Here is a 19,856-nt window from a genome sequence, read left to right as displayed (position 1 = left end):
GCGACCAGCCCCCACCGGCCCGCAGCCGAAAGGCAGGTCGGGACGGGTAGGGGCGGCGGGGGCGAAAACCCTCCCCACATCACCCCGTCGTCAGTCGTACCGGCAGCTCGAAGAGGTCGTTCTGGGTCACCACGGGCTTGTGGCGGAGTTCGGAGGCGGGAATCGCCAGATCGAGGGACGGGAAACGGGTGTACAGGGCCGGGAGGGCGACCGCTGCTTCCAGGCGGGAGAGGGCGGCGCCGGGGCAGACATGGGGCCCGTGGCCGAAGGAGATGTGGCGGTTCTCGGTCCTGCGGGTGATGTCGAATGCGCTGGCGGTCGGACCGTGGGCCTGCTCGTCACGGCCGATCGCGCCGTACGACACGATCAGGGCGTCCCCCGCGGGGAGCACCTTGTCACCCACCGGAACGTCCTCCGTCGCGAAGCGGATGAGGACGTGGGAGGTGGGGGTGGAGTGGCGGAGGGTCTCCTCGATCACCGACGCCCAGTCGGCCTCGCCGCAGAGAACGAGGGCGCGTTGGTCGGGGTGGGTGGAGAGGTTGACCACCGCGTTGACGATCAGCGAGATCGTCGTCTCGTGACCCGCCGCGACCATCAGCTGCAGGGTGGAGACGATCTCCTCGTCGGTGAGGTGGTCGCCGTCCTCGGAGGCAAGGATCAGCGCGGATGTGAGGTCGTCGCCGGGCTCGGCACGCTTCGCCGCGACCGTCTGCGCCATGATGCCCGCCAGCTCGGTCAGCGTCGCGACGACCTCCTCCGGCGGAGTCTGCGTCGAGAAGAACTTCTCGAACAGCTCCTTCAGCCGGGGGAGCCGGGACTCGTCGATGCCCATGAGGTCGGCGATGACGTACATGGGGAAGGGGTAGGCGAAGTCGGCCTTCAGGTCGATCACCCCGGCGGAGTCCGACAGGCCGTCCAGCAGGCCCTCCGTCAGCTTGGTGATCCGCTCGCGCATCTGCTCCACCCGGCGTGGGGTGAGAGCCTGTGCGACCAGCGTGCGCATGCGCCGGTGGTCCGCTCCGTCCACCGTGAGCATGGAGCGGCCGGGGTTGGCGAGCCCGATCAGCGGCCAGTCCGGGGGTATCTCGCCGCGCTGCCAGGCACCCCAGACGTTGATGTCCTTCACCAGCCGGGGGTCCGTGAGCAGGGCGCGCGCCTCGGCGTGGTGCGTGACCGCCCACACCGGGACGCCGCCCGGCAGCTCGACGGCGGCGAGCGGGCCCGCGGCGCGCAGTGCCGCGCTCTCGCCCTCCAGGTCGGTGACGAAGGGATCCAGGGCGATACGAGTGGTCATGCGGCAGGGCCTCCAAGAGCGGGAGTGGGCGTGAATCTCACAGGGAGTCCGGTCAGGCCCCGCAGCCACGGGGACGGCCGCCGCGTCAGCGACTCGGCTGGTACGGCCAGGTCGATGTCCGGCAGCCGGTCCAGTACGACCTCGATCCCCGTCCGCGCGATGACCTCCGCGACCTCCTGGGCCGGGAACGGGCAGCGGTGCTCCCCGTGGCCGAAGGAGAAGTGGGCGTTGTTCCCGCCGGTGAGGGCGGAGCCGTCGGTGCGGACCTGGGGGTCGGAGTTGGCGCCCTGGAGGCCGAGCAGCAGCAGGTCGCCGGCGCGGACGCGGCGGCCGCCGAGCTGGGTGTCGCGGGAGGCCCAGCGCCCTGCCACGTTCTGGGTGGGAGTGTCCTCCCACAGGACCTCGTTCATGGCCTCGGCGACACTGTGCCGGCCGCCGAGGAGCGACGCCGCGAAACGCTCGTCCGTCAGCATCAGGCGCAGCGAGTTGCCGATCCAGTCGGCGGTCGGCTGGTGGCCCGCGGCCATCATGACCATCAGGTCCTGCATCACCTCTTCGTCGGTGAAGCCGCCGCCATCCCTTGAATCCGCCCTCGCGAGCATCCTGGACACGACGTCGTTCGCGGGCTCGGCCTTCCGGTCGGCCAGCAGCCGTGCCATGGACGCGGCCAGGTGCCGCTGGCCCGCCAGTGCCCCCTCCCGCCCGTTGATCATGTCGTTCAGGGCGGTGACCAGGCCCGGCCCCTGCTCCTCCGCGAAGCCGTAGAGCGTCGCGAGGACGCGGACGGGCAGCAGCGCGGCGTACTCCCCGACGATGTCCGTCTCGCCCTTGGCGCAGATCGTGTCGATGAGTTCGTCGGCGAACCTCTCGGTGTGGGAGCGCAGTTCGAAGGGATCGACCGCTTCGAGCGCGTCGCTGATCATCGCGGCGCGCTCGCGGTGGCGTTCGCCGACCGTGTAGAGGATGGACGGCTGCCTGCGGCCGATCATCGGCAGCAGCGGCCAGTCGCCGGGGATGCGCTCCCACTGGTTCCACAGGTCGGAGTCCCGGCTGAACAGGACTGGATCGCCGGTGACCTGGTGCAGTTCGCGATAACCGAGCACCAGCCACGCCGGTACGTCGCCGTCGAGCACGACCGGCACCACGGCACCGTGGTCGCGCCGCATCTCCCGGTACAGCTCGGCGGGTTCGGTCTGGAACCGGGGCCCGCTGAGGGGCACGGGGGCGGGGGTCACAGCGCCAACTCCGGTGATCGTGGGGTGGACAGAGACTTGAGGTGCTGGACGAGGGTGATCAGCACCCGCTTGGCGGACTCCCGTGAGCGGGCGTCGCAGTCGAGGAGCGGGACGCCCGGGTCGAGGTCGAGGGCCTCGCGGATCCGGGCGGGCGGGTGCGTGGGGCCGCCGAAGTCGTTGCAGGCCACGATGAACGGCGTGCCGTGGTGCTCCAGGCGGTCGATCGTGTACCAGGAGTCCTCGACACGGCGGGTGTCGACGCGGACGACCGCGCCGAGCGTCCCGGCGAACAGCCGGTCCCAGAGCAACCAGAAGCGTTCCTGCCCCGGCGCGCCGAAGAGGTACAGCACATTGCGGGCGTCCAGCGTGATGCGGCCGGAGTCGAAGGCCACGGTGGCCGCGGACTTGCCGCGCACCTCGCTGATGTCGTCGACCGCCGCGCGGGCCTGGGTCATCGTCTCCTCGGTGGTGAGGGGACGTATCTCGCTCACGGACCGGACCAGGGTCGTCTTGCCGACGCCGAAGCCGCCGACGAGCACGATCCTGAGGCCGTTGTCGGCCGACGCCGCCAGGGGCGTACGGGTGCCGGGGACACCCGTGGACGTACGGGCGTCAGAGGTTACGGAGTCCAACGAGCACCTGCTCCAGGATGTCGGGATCGGGGAGAGTGGCGGCGTGCGGGTGGCGGGCGCTGACGCGGCCCACGGCGAGGAGGTCGGAGAGCAGGATCTTTGTGATGCTCACCGGCAGCCGCAGTTCCGCCGCGATCTCGACGACAGCGGTGGGCCGTTCGCACAGCCGCAGGATCGCGGCGTGCTCCGACTGCATGCCCACCACCGGATCGCACTCCGCGACGACGAGCGTCACCAGGTCGAAGGGGGTGCCGTGCGCGGACCGGCTGCGCCCTCCCGTCAGGGTGTACAGCCGGTCGGGCGCGTCGTCCCTGCCCGGCCGGCTCATGAGGTGCGGGGCCGCGCGCTCAGGTGTTCGCCGAGTTGCTCCACGAGTTCGCTCATGTTGTGCCCGACCAGACCGGCGTCCGCGTCCTCGGCGGTGACCACGGCCAGGTGCGCGCCGTCGCCCGCCTCCACGATGAACAGGACCCCGCCGTAGAACTCGGCCATGGCCGAGCGCACTCCACCACTGCCGTCGCCGAACTCCACGGACGCGCCGTGGGTCAGCGACTGGATGCCGGCGGCGATCGCGGCGAGTTGGTCGGCCCGGTCGACCGAGAGCTCCGGAGTCCGGCACAGTTTCAGGCCGTCGCGGGAGAGCACGAGCGCGTGCCTGGCGCCCGGGGTGCGCTCGAGAAGACCCTCGATGAGCCAGGTGAGCTTCGCGTCGGCGGTGGTCGTGCCGGTCATGAAGTGGTGTCGCCTTCCGGGTGCGAGTGAGGCGTGGCGGGGGTCGTGTCCCGTGCGGCTCCGGTCTCCCGTGCGGCTCCGGTCTCCCGTACGGCTTCGGCCTCCCGTGTGGCTTCGGCCTCCTGTGCGGCTTCGGTCTCCTGTGTGGCTTCGGTCTCCTGTGTGGCTTCGGTCTCCTGTGCGGCGTCTTCGGGTCGTACGGCGTCCTCGGCGCCCTGTGCCGCGCCGCGTACCGCCTCGCGGAAGCTGCTGAAGCGGGCGGCGGCGCCTGCTGTGGCGTCGTCGGCGGTACGGGGCTGCGGATCGGCCTGGGGCGGCGGCGTGGCGTGCGCGCGGCTGCGCTCGGCGTGCGCCAGCGTGCGGCCCCGGCGGCGCTTGGGGAGGGCGCCCGTGGACGGCGGGAGCGGCTCGTGCCGGGGCGAGTCGTGGGTGGGGACCGGGTCCGGGTCGAGGTCGCCCACGGCGCGGGCGGCGGCGTACGACACCTCGGTGGCCGGCACCGGAACCGCGGCCGGCGCGGGCTCCGCGGGCAGCGGTGCGGACGACAGCGGCGTGCTCGCAGGCGTGAGGAGGTCCTGGGGGATGAGCACCAGGACGCCCGTGCCGCCACGTGCGGAGGGCCGGAAGGACACCTTCAGCCCGTGCTTGCGGGCGAGCCGGCCGACCACCGCGAGGCCGAGCCGGGTGCCCGAAAGCCCGCCGAGCTCCGCTGTGTTCTCCGCGTCTCCGGAGACGGCGCGCTCGGCGCGGCGCAGCTGGACGTCGCCCATGACGAGCCCGCTGTCCTCGACGGAGACGATGACACCGGCCGGGACCTCTTCGACGTACACATGCACTTCGGCGGTCGGCGGCGAGAAGTTCGCGGCGTTGTCTAGGAGTTCGGCGAGCGCGTGCATCACGCCCTCGGCGGCGTGTCCGGCGACGGCGGCCGCGCTGGCGGAGTGCACGCGTACGCGCTGGTAGCCGCCGATGCGGCCCATCGCGCCGCGCAGGATCGACTCCATGACGATGGGGCGTGCCCAGCGGCGGCCCGAGCGGGCGCCCGTGAGGACGGCGACGGAGTCGGCGAGGCGGCCCGCCTGCGCGGTGCGGTGGTCGAGGTGGAGGAGGTCGGCGAGGACCTCCTCGTCGGCGTGCCGCTCCTCCATGGCGCGCAGGTCGGCGAGCATGCCGGTGGCCAGCGCCTGAATGCGGCCGGCGGCGTTGGCGGTCGCCGAGATCGCGGCGGCCCGTTCGCTCGTGGCCTGCCGGGCGCGCTCGGTCAGCCGCGCGTTCTCCTCGGCGAGGCGGGTGCCTTCGTCGGTGAGGTGCTGCCGCTCGGCCGCGAACTCCTCGGTGAGGCGGGCGCGTTCCCGCGCCGCCGTCTCGGTCAGATGCACGCGCTCCCGTGCCGCCGCCTCGGCCAGCCGGGCCCGCTCGCGCGCGGAGTCGTCGGCCAGCCTGGCCCGCTCCTGGTTGAACTCCTCGGCCAGCCGGGCCCGTTCCTGGAGCAGCCGTCCGGCGTCCTGGGTCACGGTGTCGAGTCGGCGGCGTACCAGCTTCGCCGACTGTACGGCGCGGGCGGCCACCGCGACGGCCGCGCACAGCAGCACCGCGGCCGCGCCCGCGCCCCAGGCGAGGGGAGCGCGCACCGAGTCGGGCGCCAGGGCGACCGCGCCGACCACCGCGAGCGCGGCCGGGACGGCGGCGATCAGGGGAGCGGGCGCGACGGCGCGGAAGGTGGGTCGTTCGCCGGAGGTGAGGGGCGCGGTCATCAATCGGTCCTCGGTCGTGTTCTGGGGGGAGAACGTTCCTCGGTCGTGTTTTCGGGCGTTTCCTCGGGCGTGTCCTGGGCGAGAAGCGACACCTGATGCTCAACTCGCCGTCACTATATGGGAGTTCGTGATCGAATTGGGACGGTTCTGGAAGCGGTCGCATGATCGACTGTGGTCGTGTCGCGATCCGTCCGCGATTCGGGGCGCGGGGCTGACGGTCACTGTCGGTGCCCAGCGGCATCCTGGAGACATGACGGATCTCGGGGAGCAGGGCACACCGGCGTCGGCGGCCGATCTCGCCGGGCTGCGGACCGGGCTGGAGCAGGCGGTGCGGGGTGAGGTCGCCTTCGACGCGACCGCGCGGGCGCTGACCACCATGGACGCGTCCAACTACCGGCGCGTCCCGCTCGGCGTCGTCTCCCCGCGCGGCGCCGACGACGTGGCGGCGGCCCTCGCCGTGTGCCGCGCGCACGGCGTGCCGGTGGTGCCGCGCGGCGGCGGCACGTCGATCGCCGGGCAGGCCACGGGCACGGGCATCGTCCTGGACTTCACACGTCACATGAACCGGATCGTGTCGCTCGACCCGCAGACCCGTACGGCCGTGGTCCAGCCCGGTGTCGTACTGGACCGCCTCCAGGACGCCGCCGCCCCGCACGGACTGCGCTTCGGCCCCGACCCCTCGACCCACAGCCGCTGCACCCTCGGCGGGATGATCGGCAACAACTCGTGCGGCTCCCACTCGGTGGCCTGGGGCACGACGGCGGACAGTGTGCGGGAGCTGTCGGTGATCACCGGTCAAGGGGCCGCCGTGCGCCTCGGCCAGGACTGGGCGGGTGCCCCCGATGGCCTCCGGGCCCTGGTGGAGGGCGAGCTGGCACGCCTGCGCACCGGCTTCCCGGACCTCCCTCGCCGCATTTCGGGGTACGCGCTGGACGCCCTCCTGCCCGAGAAGGGCGCGGACGTCGCCCGCGCCTTCTGCGGCTCCGAGGGCACCTGGGGGGTGCTGACCGAGGCGGTCGTACGACTGGTGGAGGCGCCGCCCGCGCGGGCGCTGGCCGTGCTGGCGTACCCGGACGAGAGCGCGGCGGCGGAGGCGGCCGCGGGGCTGCTGCCGCACAGGCCGCTCACGGTGGAGGGGATGGCCGCGGATCTCGTGCCGGCCGGTTCGGGACTGCCCCGGGGCGGGGCCTGGCTGTTCGTGGAGACGGGCGGCGCGTCGGAGGCGGAGGCACGCGCGCGTGCGGACACGATCGTGCGCGCGGCGGACGTGACGGACGCCCTCGTGGTGACCGACCCGGCAGGGCAGCGTGCCCTGTGGCGCATCCGCGAGGACGCGAGTGGTACGGCAACCCGGATGCCGGACGGCAGCGAGGCCTGGCCCGGCTGGGAGGACTGCGCGGTGCCGCCCGCCCGGCTGGGCGGATATCTCCGGGACTTCAGAGGCCTGCTGTCCGCCCACGGCCTGCGCGGCACGCCGTACGGGCACTTCGGCGACGGCTGCATTCACGTGCGTATCGACTTCGACCTGATGAGTTCCGAAGGCGTGGTCCGCTTCCGGCGCTTCTCCGAGGAGCTCGCGGCACTGGTCGTCTCCCACGGCGGCTCCCTGTCCGGCGAGCACGGGGACGGGCAGGCACGTGCGGAGCTGCTGCCCACGATGTACGGCGCCGAGATGGTGGGCCTCTTCGAGCGGGCCAAGGGCATCTGGGACCCGGACGACCTGCTCAACCCCGGGATGCTCGTACGGCCCCACCGGCTGGACGAGAACCTGCGGTTCGCGGTGCTGCCGCGGGAGCCGGTGGACGTGGTGTTCGGATATCCGGCGGACGGCGGGGACTTCTCGGCGGCGGTGCGCAGATGTGTGGGGGTCGCCAAGTGCCGCGCTCCCGTGCCGGCGGGCGCCGGCGTCATGTGCCCCTCCTTCCGGGCGACCGGCGAGGAGGAGCACTCCACGCGCGGGCGGGCCCGGCTGCTGCACGAGATGCTCGCCGGCGAGGTCGTGACGGACGGCTGGCGGTCCACCGAGGTCCGTGACGCGCTGGACCTGTGCCTCTCCTGCAAGGGGTGCAAGTCGGACTGCCCGGTCGGCGTCGACATGGCCACGTACAAGGCGGAGTTCCTCCACCACCACTACGAAGGGCGACGGCGCCCGGCCGCGCACTACGCGATGGGGTGGCTGCCGGTCTGGCTGGCGGCGGTGACCCGGACGCACTCGGCTCGGCTGGTCAACTCCCTTGCGTCAGTGCCTCCGTTGGCCGCCGTGGCCAAGCGGCTGGGCGGGATCGCGCCCGAGCGGGAGATTCCGCGGGTGGCGCACGAGACGTTCAGCCGGTGGTGGTCGCGGAGGTTCCGGGATCGGGTGCGGGCGTTCGTGCGGGACGCGCGGCGCGGGGAACGGGACGCGTTCCCGGGGTTCGGAGGGGACACCGTCGTGGTGTGGCCCGACACGTTCACCGAGTACCTGTCACCGTCGGTGGGGCGAGCGGCCGTACGGGTCCTGGAGGCGGCCGGGCTGACGGTGTTGCTGCCGCCCACGACGCGGATGAGGTTCGGGCGGATCGGGGACGGAGGGTCGGGCTCCGTCGGCTCCCTCGGCTTCAATGAGCTCCTGCGGCGCCGCCAACGCGTCTGCTGCGGACTGACGTACGTCTCGACCGGCCAGCTCGACCGCGCCCGCGCCGTGCTGCGCCGCACGCTCGATCTGATGGAGCCGTACCTGGAGATGGACGGCACCTCGGTCGTCGTGCTGGAACCGAGCTGCGCCGCCGCCCTGCGCACCGACCTCCCGGAGCTGCTGCACGACGACCCTCGCGCGGCGCGTCTGGCGGCTGCGGTGCTGACCTTCGCCGAGGCGCTGGAACGCCATGCCCCGCACTGGACCCCGCCCCGCCTGGACCGCCCGGCGGTCGGTCAGACCCACTGCCACCAGCACGCGGTGCTCGGCGACGCCGCCGACCGCCGACTGCGCGAGGCGGCGGGCCTGACCGGCACCCTCACGGGCGGCTGCTGCGGCCTGGCGGGGAACTTCGGCTTCGAGAAGGGCCACTACGAGGTGTCGACGGCCTGCGCGGAGGAGCAACTGCTCCCAGCCGTCCGCGCGGCCACCGATGACGCGGTGATCCTGGCGGACGGCTTCTCCTGCCGCACCCAACTGGAGCAGCTGGCGGGGCGGAGGGGGCGACACCTCGCCGAGGTACTGGCGGAGGCGCTGACGGAAAGACACCCGTAAGTACGCTGGCAGGTCCACCGGGTCGAGGATCTGCGGACTCCGGGGCTTCGGGACTTCGGGGCTCCGAGGCTCCGGGGTTCCGGGGCTCCGAGACCCCCGAACCCGCAGACCCGCAGACCCGCGGACCCCAGAACCCGAGAGCCCGAGAGCCCGAGAGCCCGAGAGCCCGAGAGCCCGAGAGCCCGAGAGCCCGAGAACCCGAGAGCCCGAGAACCCGAGAGCCCGAGAACCCGAGAACCCGAGAACCCTCAGGACCCCGAGGAGCAGTGCGCATGAGCCTCCGCCTTCAGACGATCACCCGTGAAGAACACCTGGCGTTCGTCAGGACGCGGCCCTCGGCCAGCCACATGCAGGTGCCGTCATGGGGCGATGTGAAGCCGGACTGGCGGGCGGAGAGCCTGGGGTGGTTCGACGACGACGGCGACGGCCATCGCGGAGGCGGAGGCGGGCGACTTGTCGGCGTCGGCCTGGTGCTGCTGCGCCCGCTGCCGAAGGTGAAGCGGTACCTCGCGTATCTGCCCGAGGGGCCGGTCATCGACTGGCACGCGGCGGACCTCGCCGAGCGCTGGCTCGAACCCATGCTGGCGCACCTCAAGGCGCGGGGCGCGTTCTCGGTGAAGATGGGGCCGCCCGTCGTCGAACGCCGATGGAGCGCGGACGCGGTCAAGGCGGCGATCGCCGATCCGGCGGCACGGCGGCTGGGAGACGTGGAGGCCACGACGTACGAGCCGGGCGCCATCGAGGTCGCGGAGCGACTGCGCCGCATGGGCTGGCGGCGGACCGAGCCGGGCGGCGAGGACGGCTTCGCGGCGGGACAGCCGCGGTACGTCTTCCAAGTGCCGTTCGCCGGGCGTTCGTTGGAGGAGATCCAGCGCGGTCTCAACCAGCAGTGGAGGCGCAACATCAAGAAGGCCGAGAAGGCCGGTGTGAAGGTGGTGCGGGGCGGCCACGATGATCTGCCCGCCTTCTACGAGCTGTACGCCGAGACCGCCGAACGCGACCGGTTCATCCCGCGCCCGCTGCCCTACTTCCAGCGCATGTGGACCGTACTGACGGCCGAGGACCCCGACCGGATGCGGCTCTACCTCGCCCACCACGACGGCGACGTCCTCGCGGCGGCCACGATGCTCACCGTCGGCAGCCACGTCTGGTACTCCTACGGCGCCTCCACCAGCCGCAAGCGCGAGGTCCAGCCCAACAACGCCATCCAGTGGCGCATGATGACCGACGCCCACGAACTCGGCGCCGCCGTATACGACTTCCGCGGCATCACCGACACGCTGGAGGAGTCCAACCACCTGCTGGGCCTGCTCCGTTTCAAGGCCGGCGCGGGCGGCGAGGCCGTCGAGTACCTCGGCGAGTGGGACTTCCCGCTCAACCGCCTGCTGCACAAGGCGCTGGACCTGTACATGGCGCGCCGCTGACGTCCGCGAGCCCCGACGACGGTGGGTTCGCGGTGGACGCGCCGGTGGGCTTCCCCGGTGGTTTCGCGGTGGAGGCTCCGGTCGGAGTGCCCGCCGGGGATCCGATGTACTCCTACGGCGTCCCGGTGCCCTGGCCGGGCCGCCACTCGGCCGACGGCGCTCCCGACCCCCTCGCGGACGGCTGGTACCCGTACGCCGGCACCCTCCCGGCGGGCGAGGCCACCGCCCACATCCCCGAACCCGTTCCGGACCACCACCTGCCGCGGGCCGTCCCTGGCCACCTCTCCGACGGCCGCCCTCTCTTCCGCGACGAGGCACTCTGGACGGGCGCCCGACGGGCCGCACCGACCCCTGTCCACCCCCAGCATCCCGAGGACAGTTGCGCAACGGGTTCACACACCTGACGGAGTCCATTACCCTGGACTCGCAGGTACACCACGATGAACGAACCCTGAGCCGATTCCCTGGAAGGCCCCGTGAACACCCCCAGCGCCGCCCCGTCCTCCCCGGCCCCGGCCACCCCCGCCACGGCATCCGTGCCGACGGCGGGCGCGTCTGCGGCGGGCGGCCCGCGCCGACGGGGCTCCCTCGGACCCGTGGGCCTGGTCCTGGCCGGAGGCATCTCCGTGCAGTTCGGCGGTGCCCTCGCGGTGACCCTGATGCCAAGGGTCGGCGCCCTCGGTGTCGTGACGCTGCGGCTGCTGGTGGCCGCGATCGTGCTGCTCGCGGTGTGCCGCCCCAAGGTGCGCGGGCACTCGCGCGCCGACTGGGGCACGGTCTTCGTCTTCGGCGTGACGATGGCCGCGATGAACGGCCTCTTCTACCAGGCGGTCGCCCGCATCCCGCTGGGCACCGCTGTCACGCTCGAAGTGCTCGGCCCGCTCGCGCTCTCCGTCCTCGCGTCCCGCCGCGCCGTGAATCTGATCTGGGCCGGCCTCGCCCTCTGCGGCGTCTTCCTGCTCGGCGGCGGAGGCTTCAGCAGCCTCGACCCCATTGGTGTCGCCTTTGCCCTGGGCGCCGGCGCCATGTGGGCGGCGTACATCATCTTCAGTGCGCGTACGGGCCGACGCTTCCCCCAGGCCGACGGGCTCGCCCTCGCCATGGTGGTCGCGGCGGTGGCGTTCCTGCCCTTGGGGATCGTCGAGTCCGGTTCGAAGCTGCTCGTCCCGACCACGGTCGCGCTGGGCGCCGCGGTGGCCGTCCTCTCCTCGGTCCTCCCGTACACCCTCGAACTCCTCGCCCTGCGCCGCCTGCCCGCCTCCACCTTCGCCATCCTGATGAGCCTCGAACCGGCAGTGGCCGCCACCGCCGGCTTCTTCGTCCTGAACCAGGCCCTCTCGGCGACCGAGGCCCTGGCGATCGCCCTGGTCATCGCGGCGAGCATGGGTGCGGTGCGGACCCAGGTGGGGCGGGGGAAGGCCAAGGGGCTGGAAGGGGAGTTGGGGACCGGCGGCTGACCGGCCCACGACCGAGCCGATCGACCGGCCCACGGCCGAGCCGATCGACCGGCCCACGGCCGAGCCGGCTGACCGGCCTGTCGGCCGAATCGCGCCCGCTCAGCTCATGCGCTGCAAAGTGCGCATATAGCCGTACGGTCGCTCGTGCTCGCCGAACCACAGCTGCGGCGCCCGCTCGTAGGCGGCCTGGGCGAGTTCGCGCCCCCACTGGCGGCTGGCGTACATCGGGATCCCGATCCGGTAGCGGCGGTCCGGCAGGCCGGGGCGCAGCGGCTCCTCCCGTACGACGAGCGGCTTGAGCAGCGGGTCGGACGCGTCGACGTCGCCGTACGGGCACAGTTCAAGGCTCATGATCTTCTGGCTGGCCTTGGCGTTGCCCTTGTGTGCCCAGTACAGCCCGACTCCGGCCAGCGACTGCCAAGGCACCACCGTCTGCCGCTCCCGGCTGTGCCGCCACCACACTCCGTACGCGTCGAAGGCGAGCAGCGTCCCGCGCCCCGCCCACAGCGCGTACGTCATCAGCGCCCCGAGCCCGCCCCAGAGCAACAGCCACACCCCCGCGAAGATCCACTGCCCAGCCCCCGCCCCGCCCTTGCCCGCCGTGACGACGAGCGGGAGCGGTGCGAGGAGGAGCGCGATCAGCGTGCCCGGCAGTCCGGTCCGGAGCCGGCGCATTCCGAAGCGGTAGACGGCGGCGTCGGGGCCGGGGTGGGGCGGCGGAGAGGGAAGCATGGCGGCAGAGCGTAGCGGTGTGACCTGTGCATGGCGAAGTCGCCCGGGTCTCGTCGGCGGGAGGTATCGGTGGCTGCATCTGCGCCAATTAATGCAAGCATGCTTGCTTGTTTATGTGACCACTGCCATGCTCCCGGACACGCAACGTCGTGCCCCGAGGGGAGCGCATCGTGTCCGACCCGTCGTCCGTGATCGACGATCTGCACCGGGAGAGCGAGGAACTCGACCGGCTGGTGGGGGAGTTGGGGGAGGGGCGATGGGCGCTCGCGACACCCGCTCCCGGGTGGACCGTCGCCCATCAGATCGCGCATCTCGCCTGGACCGACCGCGCCGCGCTGCTTGCCGTGACCGACGCCGAAGCCTTCGCCAAGGAGGTCGAGAAGGCGCTCGCCTCGCCCGACGGTTTCGTGGACGACGGTGCGGCGGAGGGGGCCGCGCTGCCGCCCGCGCGGCTGCTCGCCGCGTGGCGGGAAGGGCGGGCCGCGCTGGAGGAAGCCCTGCGCGCGGCACCCACCGGAACCCGGTTTCCCTGGTACGGCCCACCCATGTCGGCCGCCTCTATGGCCACCGGCCGCCTTATGGAGACCTGGGCCCATGGACAGGACGTGGCCGACACGTTGGGTGTGGTGCGCGCACCCACGGACCGGCTGAAGCATGTGGTGCGCATCGGGGTGCGGGCCCGTGACTTCGCCTTCGGGGTACGGGGGCTCACCGCGCCAGGCGAGGAGTTCCGGGTCGAACTGGTCAGCCCCTCGGGCGAGTTGTGGACATACGGCCCGGCGGACGCCGCCCAGCGGGTCACCGGGACCGCCCTCGACTTCTGCCTGCTGGTGACCCAGCGGGCGAACCGCGCCGACCTCGCCGTGAGGGCAGAGGGTCCCGACGCCGACCGCTGGCTGGACATCGCGCAGGCCTTCGCGGGGCCGCCGGGCGCCGGCCGCGCGCCGAAGGGAGCCGCAGGGTGACCGCCGTACCACCGCTGCGCATCGGCAACGCCTCCGGCTTCTACGGCGACCGCTTCGACGCCATGCGCGAGATGCTCACCGGCGGCCCGCTGGACGTCCTCACCGGCGACTACCTCGCCGAGCTGACGATGCTCATCCTGGGCCGCGACCGGCTGAAGGACCCGAAACGCGGATACGCCAAGACCTTCCTGCGTCAACTGGAGGAGTGCCTCGGCCTCGCGCACGAGCGGGGCGTACGCCTCGTCGCGAACGCCGGCGGCCTCAACCCCGCCGGACTCGCCGACGCCGTACGCGAGTTGGCCGACCGGCTCGGCATCCCGGTACGCGTCGCCCACGTCGAGGGCGACGACCTGACGCACCGGCACCCGGGGAGTCTTGCCGCGCACGCCTATCTCGGCGGCGCGGGCATCGCCGCGTGCCTGCGCGAGGGCGCGGACATCGTCGTCACGGGGCGGGTCACGGACGCCGCGCTCGTCACCGGGCCCGCCGTCGCCCACTTCGGCTGGGGGCCGCGCGCGTACGACCGGCTCGCGGGCGCCGTCGTCGCCGGGCACGTCCTGGAGTGCGGCACCCAGGCCACCGGCGGCAACTACGCCTTCTTCGCCGACCACGACCCGGCGACCCTGCGCCACCCCGGCTTCCCGCTCGCCGAACTCCACGAGGACGGCACGAGCGTCATCACCAAGCACGACGGCACCGGAGGCCTCGTCGACGTCGGCACGGTGACGGCCCAGCTCCTGTACGAGACACAGGGCGCCCGGTACGCGGGCCCGGACGTCACCGCCCGGCTGGACTCGGTCCGTCTCACCCAGGAGGGCCCCGACCGGGTACGGATCGAGGGCGTGCGCGGCGAGGCCCCGCCCCCCACCCTCAAGGTCGGCCTCAACCGGCTCGGCGGCTTCCGCAACGAGGTCGTGTTCGTCCTGACCGGGCTCGACATCGAGCAGAAGGCCGCCCTCGTACGGGCCCAGATGGAGGCCGCGCTCGACGCCGCCAAGTCCCGCCCGGCGGAGGTCCGCTGGGACCTCGCCCGCACCGACCACCCCGACGCCCCCACCGAGGAGACCGCGAGCGCGCTGCTCCGGCTCGTCGTGCGGGACGCGGACCAGAACGCGGTGGGCCGGGCGCTCAGCGGCGCCGCCATCGAGCTGGCGCTGGCGAGCTATCCCGGATTCCATGTGATGGCGCCACCTGGGACGGGCTCGCCTTATGGGGTCTTCGAGGATGTGTACGTCCCCCATGGGGCTGTGGACCACGGGGCGGTCCTCCACGACGGGCGACGGGTCCGTGTGGCTCCGGTGGAGGACACCCGCGTACTGGAGACGCCCGAAGAGCCGCCGCTGCCTGAGCCGTTGCCCTTGACCGGACCGACCCGCCGCGCTCCCCTCGGGCTCATCGCCGGGGCCCGGAGCGGGGACAAGGGCGGGAACGCCAACGTCGGTGTGTGGGCGCGATCGGACGACGCCTGGCGGTGGATGGCTCATCAACTGACAACTGACAGATTTCAGAATCTGATAACTGAAAGCTGTCATCTGAAAGTTGTCCGTCACACACTGCCCAACCTCCGCGCCCTCAACTTCGTCGTCGAAGGCATCCTCGGCCAAGGCGTCGCCTCCCAGGCCCGTTTCGACCCCCAGGCCAAGGCCCTCGGCGAATGGCTCCGCTCCCGCCACCTGGACATACCGGAGACCCTCCTGTGACCGTCCTCTCCTCCGCGCTCGACATCAACAGTCCCGACTGCACCGCCCACCGCGAAGCCATGCTCACCAAGCTTGCCGAGCTGGACGCCGAGCATGCCAAGGCGCTCGCGGGCGGCGGCGAGAAGTACGTCGCCAGGCACCGGAAGCGCGGCAAGCTGCTCGCGCGGGAGCGGATCGAGCTGTTGCTCGACCCGGACACGCCCTTCCTGGAGCTGTCGCCGCTCGCGGCCTGGGGAAGCGACTACGCGGTCGGCGCCTCGCTCGTCACCGGCATCGGCGTGGTCGAAGGGGTCGAGTGCCTGATCACGGCGAACGATCCGACCGTGCGCGGCGGTGCCAGCAACCCCTGGAGTCTGAAGAAGGCGCTGCGGGCCAATGACATCGCCCTCGCCAACCGGCTGCCCTGCATCAGCCTCGTCGAGTCGGGCGGCGCCGATCTGCCGTCCCAGAAAGAGATCTTCATCCCTGGGGGTGCGATCTTCCGCGACATCACGCGGCTGTCCGCGGCCGGAATCCCCACCGTGGCGGTGGTCTTCGGGAACTCCACCGCCGGAGGCGCGTACGTCCCCGGCATGTCCGACCACGTGATCATGGTCAAGGAGCGGGCCAAGGTCTTCCTGGGCGGGCCGCCGCTGGTCAAGATGGCCACCGGCGAGGAGAGCGACGACGAGTCGCTGGGCGGTGCCGAGATGCACGCGCGCGTGTCGGGTCTCGCGGACTACTTCGCCGTCGACGAGCAGGACGCGCTGCGGCAGGCCCGGCGCGTGGTGGCCCGGCTCAACCACCGCAAGGCACACGTAGATCCGGGCCCGGCGGCCCCGCCCAAGTACGACGAGGACGAGCTGCTGGGGATCGTCCCCGGCGACCTGAAGACACCCTTCGACCCGCGCGAGGTCATCGCCCGCATCGTCGACGGTTCGGACTTCGACGAGTTCAAGCCCCTGTACGGGACGAGCCTCACGACCGGCTGGGCGACGCTCCACGGCTACCCCGTCGGCATCCTCGCCAACGCCCAAGGGGTGCTCTTCAGCGCCGAGTCCCAGAAGGCCGCCCAGTTCATCCAGCTGGCCAACCAGCGCGACATCCCCCTCCTCTTCCTGCACAACACCACCGGCTACATGGTCGGCAAGGAGTACGAGCAGGGCGGCATCATCAAGCACGGCGCGATGATGATCAACGCCGTGAGCAACTCGCGCGTCCCGCATCTCTCCGTGCTCATGGGGGCCTCGTACGGGGCCGGTCACTACGGCATGTGCGGGCGGGCGTACGACCCGCGCTTCCTGTTCGCCTGGCCCAGCGCCAAGTCGGCCGTCATGGGCCCCCAGCAGCTCGCGGGCGTCCTGTCCATCGTCGCCCGGCAGTCGGCGGCGGCGAAGGGGCAGCCGTACGACGAGGACGCCGACGCCGCCCTGCGCGCCATGGTGGAGCAGCAGATCGAGTCGGAGTCCCTGCCGATGTTCCTGTCCGGGCGGCTGTACGACGACGGGGTCATCGACCCGCGCGACACCCGCACCGTCCTCGGCCTGTGCCTGTCCGCGATCCACACGGCGCCGTACGAGGGCGCGCGCGGTGGTTTCGGCGTCTTCCGGATGTGAGGGATCCAGTGATCACTTCTGTGCTCGTCGCCAACCGCGGCGAGATCGCGTGCCGTGTTTTCCGCACCTGCCGTGAGTGGGGAATCCGAACCGTCGCCGTGCACTCGGACGCCGACGAGAACGCCCTCCACGCGCGCGTGGCCGACACGGCGGTACGGCTGCCGGGGGCGGCGCCCTCGGAGACGTATCTGCGCGGCGACCTGATCGTGAAGGCGGCCCTGAGCGCCGGCGCGGACGCCGTGCACCCCGGGTACGGCTTCCTGTCCGAGAACGCCGACTTCGCACGGGCCGTCCTCGACGCGGGCCTCGTCTGGATCGGGCCGCCGCCCGAGGCGATCGAGGCGATGGCCTCGAAGACGCGCGCCAAGAAGCTGATGGGGATCGAAACGCTGTCGGAGGTGACGGCCGACGACCTCCCCGTGCTGGTGAAGGCGGCCGCGGGCGGCGGCGGGCGCGGTATGCGCGTTGTCAGGGAACTGGCACAGCTGGACGCCGAGTTGACGGCCGCCCGTGCCGAGGCGCTCAGTGCCTTCGGCGACGGGGAGGTCTTCGTCGAGCCCTATGCGGAGGGCGGCCGGCACGTCGAGGTGCAGATCCTCGCCGACACGCACGGCACGGTGTGGGCACTCGGCACCCGCGACTGCTCCCTCCAACGGCGCCACCAGAAGGTCATCGAGGAGGCTCCCGCACCGGGGCTGGGCGACCTCACGGAGACGCTGTACGACCTGTCCGTACGCGCCGCCCGCGCCGTCGACTACGTGGGCGCCGGAACGGTCGAGTTCCTGGTCGCGAACGGCAAGGCCCACTTCCTGGAGATGAACACCCGCCTCCAGGTCGAACACCCCGTCACGGAAGCCGTCTTCGGCATCGACCTCGTGGCCCTGCAGATCCAGGTCGCCGAGGGCGCGGCGCTCGACAACGACCCTCCACGCGCGCGTGGTCACGCGGTCGAGGCCCGCCTGTACGCGGAGGACCCGGCCGGCGCGTGGGCCCCGCAGACCGGCACCCTGCACCGCCTCACCGTCCCGGACGGCATCCGCCTGGACACCGGCTACACCGACGGCGACCCCATCGGTATCCACTACGATCCGATGCTCGCCAAGGCCGTCGCCCACGCCCCCACGCGCGCGGAAGCCCTCCGCCGGCTGTCGGGCGCCCTGGAGGGGGCGACGATCCACGGCCCGGTCACCAACAGGGACCTGCTCGTACGGTCGCTGCGGCACGAGGAGTTCACGTCGGCCCGGATGGACACCGGCTTCTACGAGCGCCACCTCACCGATCTGACGACACCTGCCCCCGACCCGCACGCCCCCTTGGCCGCCGCCCTCGCGGACGCGCACGGGCGCTCCAGGTTCGGCGGCTGGCGGAACCTGCCCTCGCAGCCCCAGACCAAGCGCTACCTCATGGCGGGCACCGAGCACGAAGTCCACTACCGGCACACCCGCGAGGGCCTGACCGCCGAGGGGGTGCGCGTGGTGCACGCCGACGCCCGTCTGGTCGTGCTCGAAGTGGACGGCGTACGACGGAAGTTCGAGGTCTCGGGCTACGACGACCAGGTCTTCGTGAACGCGACCGCTCTCACCGCGCTGCCCCGCTTCCCCGACCCGGCCGCGGAGCGTGCCCCCGGCTCACTGCTCGCACCGATGCCCGGCACGGTGGTCCGGGTGGCGGAGGGGCTGGCCGCAGGAGCCGCTGTACGGGCCGGAGAGCCCCTGCTGTGGCTGGAGGCGATGAAGATGGAGCACAAGATCTCCGCGCCCGCCTCGGGCACGCTCACGGCCCTTCATGCAGTCCCCGGCCAACAGGTCGAGGTCGGCGCCCTTCTAGCTGTGGTTCAGCACGACACGCCCCTTTAGGGGCGCGGGACTGTAACACCATGCGGCTCCGCCGCGTGGGCGCGATCAGCCACGAACCAGCCGCACTGTTCAGGAGACCTCATGAGCCCCGTCACCGAAACCGAAGAGCACAAAGCCCTCCGTTCCGCCGTAGCCGCCCTCGGCAAGCGCTACGGCCGCGCATACCTCACCAAGCTCGTCGCCGAGGGGGCCCACCCGGACGAACTCTGGTCCGAGGCGGCCAAGCTCGGCTACCTCGGCGTCAACCTGCCGGAGGCGTACGGCGGCGGGGGCGGCGGCATAGCCGAACTGTCCATCGTGCTGGAGGAGTTGGGAGCGGCGGGCTGCCCGCTGTTGATGATGGTCGTGTCCCCGGCGATCTGCGGCACGGTGATCGCCCGCTTCGGCACCGAGGCGCAGAAGCGGGAGTGGCTGCCGCCCTTGAGCGACGGCACCCGCACCATGGCCTTCGGCATCACCGAACCCGACGCGGGCTCCAACTCCCACCGGATCACCACCACGGCGCGCCGCGACGGCGACACCTGGGTCCTCACCGGCCGCAAGGTGTTCATCTCCGGCGTCGACATCGCCGACGCCACGCTCATCGTGGGACGCACCGAGGACGCGCGGACGGGCCGCCTCAAGCCGTGCCTGTTCATCGTCCCGCGCGACGCCGACGGCTTCGGGCGGCGCCGGATCGACATGGAACTCCAGGGCGCGGAGAAGCAGTTCGAGCTGACCCTGGACGACGTACGGCTGCCCGCCGACGCGCTCGTCGGCGACGAGGACGCGGGCCTGCTCCAGCTCTTCGCCGGGCTCAACCCGGAGCGGGTGATGACGGCCGCGTTCGCGATCGGCATGGGCCGCTACGCGCTCTCCAGGGCCGTCGAGTACGCGCGCGAACGCACCGTCTGGAAGGCGCCCATCGGCGCCCACCAGGCGATCGCGCACCCCCTGGCGCAGTCCCACATCGAGCTCGAACTCGCCCGCCTGATGATGCAGAAGGCGGCGTTCCTGTACGACTCCGGGGACGACATCGCCGCCGGAGAGGCCGCCAACATGGCCAAGTACGCGGCCGCCGAAGCCTGTGTGAAGGCCGTCGACCAGGCCGTGCACACCCTCGGCGGCAATGGCCTCACCCGCGAATTCGGCATCGCCTCACTGATTACGGCGTCGCGCGTGTCTCGTATCGCACCGGTCAGCAGGGAGATGATTCTCAACTACGTCTCCCACCAGACCCTGGGCCTGCCCAAGTCGTACTAGCGAGCCGCT

At 72.2% G+C, this 19,856-nt stretch carries 16 protein-coding genes; 9 read left to right on the top strand and 7 right to left on the bottom strand.

The genetic code is table 11. The features are described from left to right. Nucleotides 1-79: 79 nt before the first annotated feature. The 6 genes from ACZ4RZ_RS32545 to ACZ4RZ_RS32520 are packed head-to-tail and all read right to left on the bottom strand — an operon-like array spanning nucleotide 80 to nucleotide 5,647. The gene (locus ACZ4RZ_RS32545; RefSeq protein WP_467750070.1) at nucleotides 80-1,294 is read right to left on the bottom strand and encodes a cytochrome P450 family protein; all 1,215 of its coding nucleotides are present in this window, start codon (nucleotides 1,292-1,294) and stop codon (nucleotides 80-82) included. After that, a complete protein-coding gene (locus ACZ4RZ_RS32540; RefSeq protein ID WP_467750068.1) occupies nucleotides 1,291-2,529 on the bottom strand; it encodes a cytochrome P450 in 1,239 nt (412 codons plus the stop codon). Before ACZ4RZ_RS32540 ends, ACZ4RZ_RS32545 begins: the two co-directional genes overlap by 4 nt. After that, a complete protein-coding gene (locus ACZ4RZ_RS32535; protein ID WP_467750066.1) occupies nucleotides 2,526-3,161 on the bottom strand; it encodes a GTP-binding protein in 636 nt (211 codons plus the stop codon). Before ACZ4RZ_RS32535 ends, ACZ4RZ_RS32540 begins: the two co-directional genes overlap by 4 nt. Continuing rightward, nucleotides 3,142-3,489, bottom strand: a complete 348-nt coding sequence (locus ACZ4RZ_RS32530) for a DUF742 domain-containing protein (RefSeq protein WP_467750065.1) — start codon at nucleotides 3,487-3,489, stop codon at nucleotides 3,142-3,144. Before ACZ4RZ_RS32530 ends, ACZ4RZ_RS32535 begins: the two co-directional genes overlap by 20 nt. Then, nucleotides 3,486-3,893, bottom strand: a complete 408-nt coding sequence (locus tag ACZ4RZ_RS32525; RefSeq protein WP_467750063.1) for a roadblock/LC7 domain-containing protein — start codon at nucleotides 3,891-3,893, stop codon at nucleotides 3,486-3,488. The genes ACZ4RZ_RS32530 and ACZ4RZ_RS32525 overlap by 4 nt, the downstream gene beginning before the upstream one ends. Further along, nucleotides 3,890-5,647 carry an ATP-binding protein gene (locus ACZ4RZ_RS32520; RefSeq protein ID WP_467750061.1) on the bottom strand — a complete coding sequence of 586 codons (1,758 nt, stop codon included), beginning with the start codon at nucleotides 5,645-5,647 and terminating at the stop codon, nucleotides 3,890-3,892. The genes ACZ4RZ_RS32525 and ACZ4RZ_RS32520 overlap by 4 nt, the downstream gene beginning before the upstream one ends. Before the next feature lie 250 nt (nucleotides 5,648-5,897). On the opposite strand from ACZ4RZ_RS32520, the gene ACZ4RZ_RS32515 reads away from it, so the two are divergent. The 4 genes from ACZ4RZ_RS32515 (at nucleotide 5,898) to ACZ4RZ_RS32500 (ending at nucleotide 11,757) form a co-directional block, all read left to right on the top strand. After that, nucleotides 5,898-8,876 carry an FAD-binding and (Fe-S)-binding domain-containing protein gene (locus ACZ4RZ_RS32515; protein WP_467750059.1) on the top strand — a complete coding sequence of 993 codons (2,979 nt, stop codon included), beginning with the start codon at nucleotides 5,898-5,900 and terminating at the stop codon, nucleotides 8,874-8,876. A gap of 272 nt (nucleotides 8,877-9,148) precedes the next feature. After that, the gene (locus ACZ4RZ_RS32510) at nucleotides 9,149-10,300 is read left to right on the top strand and encodes a lipid II:glycine glycyltransferase FemX (protein WP_467750057.1); all 1,152 of its coding nucleotides are present in this window, start codon (nucleotides 9,149-9,151) and stop codon (nucleotides 10,298-10,300) included. 32 nt (nucleotides 10,301-10,332) lie between these two features. Further along, complete coding sequence (locus tag ACZ4RZ_RS32505; RefSeq protein ID WP_467750055.1) at nucleotides 10,333-10,704, top strand: hypothetical protein; 372 nt, start codon at nucleotides 10,333-10,335, stop codon at nucleotides 10,702-10,704. Nucleotides 10,705-10,776: 72 nt separating this feature from the next. After that, nucleotides 10,777-11,757: an EamA family transporter gene (locus tag ACZ4RZ_RS32500; protein WP_467750053.1), complete on the top strand. Its 981-nt coding sequence runs from the start codon at nucleotides 10,777-10,779 to the stop codon at nucleotides 11,755-11,757. 99 nt (nucleotides 11,758-11,856) lie between these two features. Here the strand turns inward: ACZ4RZ_RS32500 and ACZ4RZ_RS32495 are convergent, their stop codons facing one another. Then, nucleotides 11,857-12,489, bottom strand: a complete 633-nt coding sequence (locus ACZ4RZ_RS32495; protein ID WP_467750051.1) for a hypothetical protein — start codon at nucleotides 12,487-12,489, stop codon at nucleotides 11,857-11,859. A 170-nt stretch (nucleotides 12,490-12,659) separates the two neighbouring features. Between ACZ4RZ_RS32495 and ACZ4RZ_RS32490 the strand changes: the two genes are divergently transcribed. The 5 genes from ACZ4RZ_RS32490 to ACZ4RZ_RS32470 all read left to right on the top strand — a co-directional run bounded on the left by ACZ4RZ_RS32490 (nucleotide 12,660) and on the right by ACZ4RZ_RS32470 (nucleotide 19,847). After that, nucleotides 12,660-13,454 (top strand): TIGR03084 family metal-binding protein, encoded by a 795-nt coding sequence (locus tag ACZ4RZ_RS32490; protein WP_467750049.1) that lies wholly within the window; start codon nucleotides 12,660-12,662, stop codon nucleotides 13,452-13,454. After that, nucleotides 13,451-15,154: an acyclic terpene utilization AtuA family protein gene (locus ACZ4RZ_RS32485; protein WP_467750047.1), complete on the top strand. Its 1,704-nt coding sequence runs from the start codon at nucleotides 13,451-13,453 to the stop codon at nucleotides 15,152-15,154. Before ACZ4RZ_RS32490 ends, ACZ4RZ_RS32485 begins: the two co-directional genes overlap by 4 nt. Beyond that, a complete protein-coding gene (locus ACZ4RZ_RS32480; protein ID WP_467750045.1) occupies nucleotides 15,151-16,749 on the top strand; it encodes an acyl-CoA carboxylase subunit beta in 1,599 nt (532 codons plus the stop codon). Before ACZ4RZ_RS32485 ends, ACZ4RZ_RS32480 begins: the two co-directional genes overlap by 4 nt. An 8-nt stretch (nucleotides 16,750-16,757) precedes the next feature. Then, nucleotides 16,758-18,605 (top strand): acetyl/propionyl/methylcrotonyl-CoA carboxylase subunit alpha, encoded by a 1,848-nt coding sequence (locus ACZ4RZ_RS32475; RefSeq protein ID WP_467750043.1) that lies wholly within the window; start codon nucleotides 16,758-16,760, stop codon nucleotides 18,603-18,605. Between the two features lie 81 nt (nucleotides 18,606-18,686). Beyond that, nucleotides 18,687-19,847, top strand: coding sequence for an acyl-CoA dehydrogenase family protein (locus ACZ4RZ_RS32470; protein ID WP_467750041.1), 1,161 nt, complete (start codon nucleotides 18,687-18,689; stop codon nucleotides 19,845-19,847). Nucleotides 19,848-19,856 lie beyond the last annotated feature (9 nt).

The organism is Streptomyces sp. NPDC027189 (genome assembly GCF_055566975.1).
The sequence above is the reverse complement of the archived record's forward strand: the minus strand, read 5'-3'. Positions and strand labels throughout refer to the sequence as shown.

Coding starts and splice junctions, on each gene's coding strand:
- ACZ4RZ_RS32545 (WP_467750070.1), bottom strand. CDS start 1,294: ATGACCACTCGTATCGCCCTGGATCCCTTCGTCACCGACCTGGAGGGC.
- ACZ4RZ_RS32530 (WP_467750065.1), bottom strand. CDS start 3,489: ATGAGCCGGCCGGGCAGGGACGACGCGCCCGACCGGCTGTACACCCTG.
- ACZ4RZ_RS32525 (WP_467750063.1), bottom strand. CDS start 3,893: ATGACCGGCACGACCACCGCCGACGCGAAGCTCACCTGGCTCATCGAG.
- ACZ4RZ_RS32520 (WP_467750061.1), bottom strand. CDS start 5,647: ATGACCGCGCCCCTCACCTCCGGCGAACGACCCACCTTCCGCGCCGTC.
- ACZ4RZ_RS32515 (WP_467750059.1), top strand. CDS start 5,898: ATGACGGATCTCGGGGAGCAGGGCACACCGGCGTCGGCGGCCGATCTC.
- ACZ4RZ_RS32510 (WP_467750057.1), top strand. CDS start 9,149: ATGAGCCTCCGCCTTCAGACGATCACCCGTGAAGAACACCTGGCGTTC.
- ACZ4RZ_RS32495 (WP_467750051.1), bottom strand. CDS start 12,489: ATGCTTCCCTCTCCGCCGCCCCACCCCGGCCCCGACGCCGCCGTCTAC.
- ACZ4RZ_RS32470 (WP_467750041.1), top strand. CDS start 18,687: ATGAGCCCCGTCACCGAAACCGAAGAGCACAAAGCCCTCCGTTCCGCC.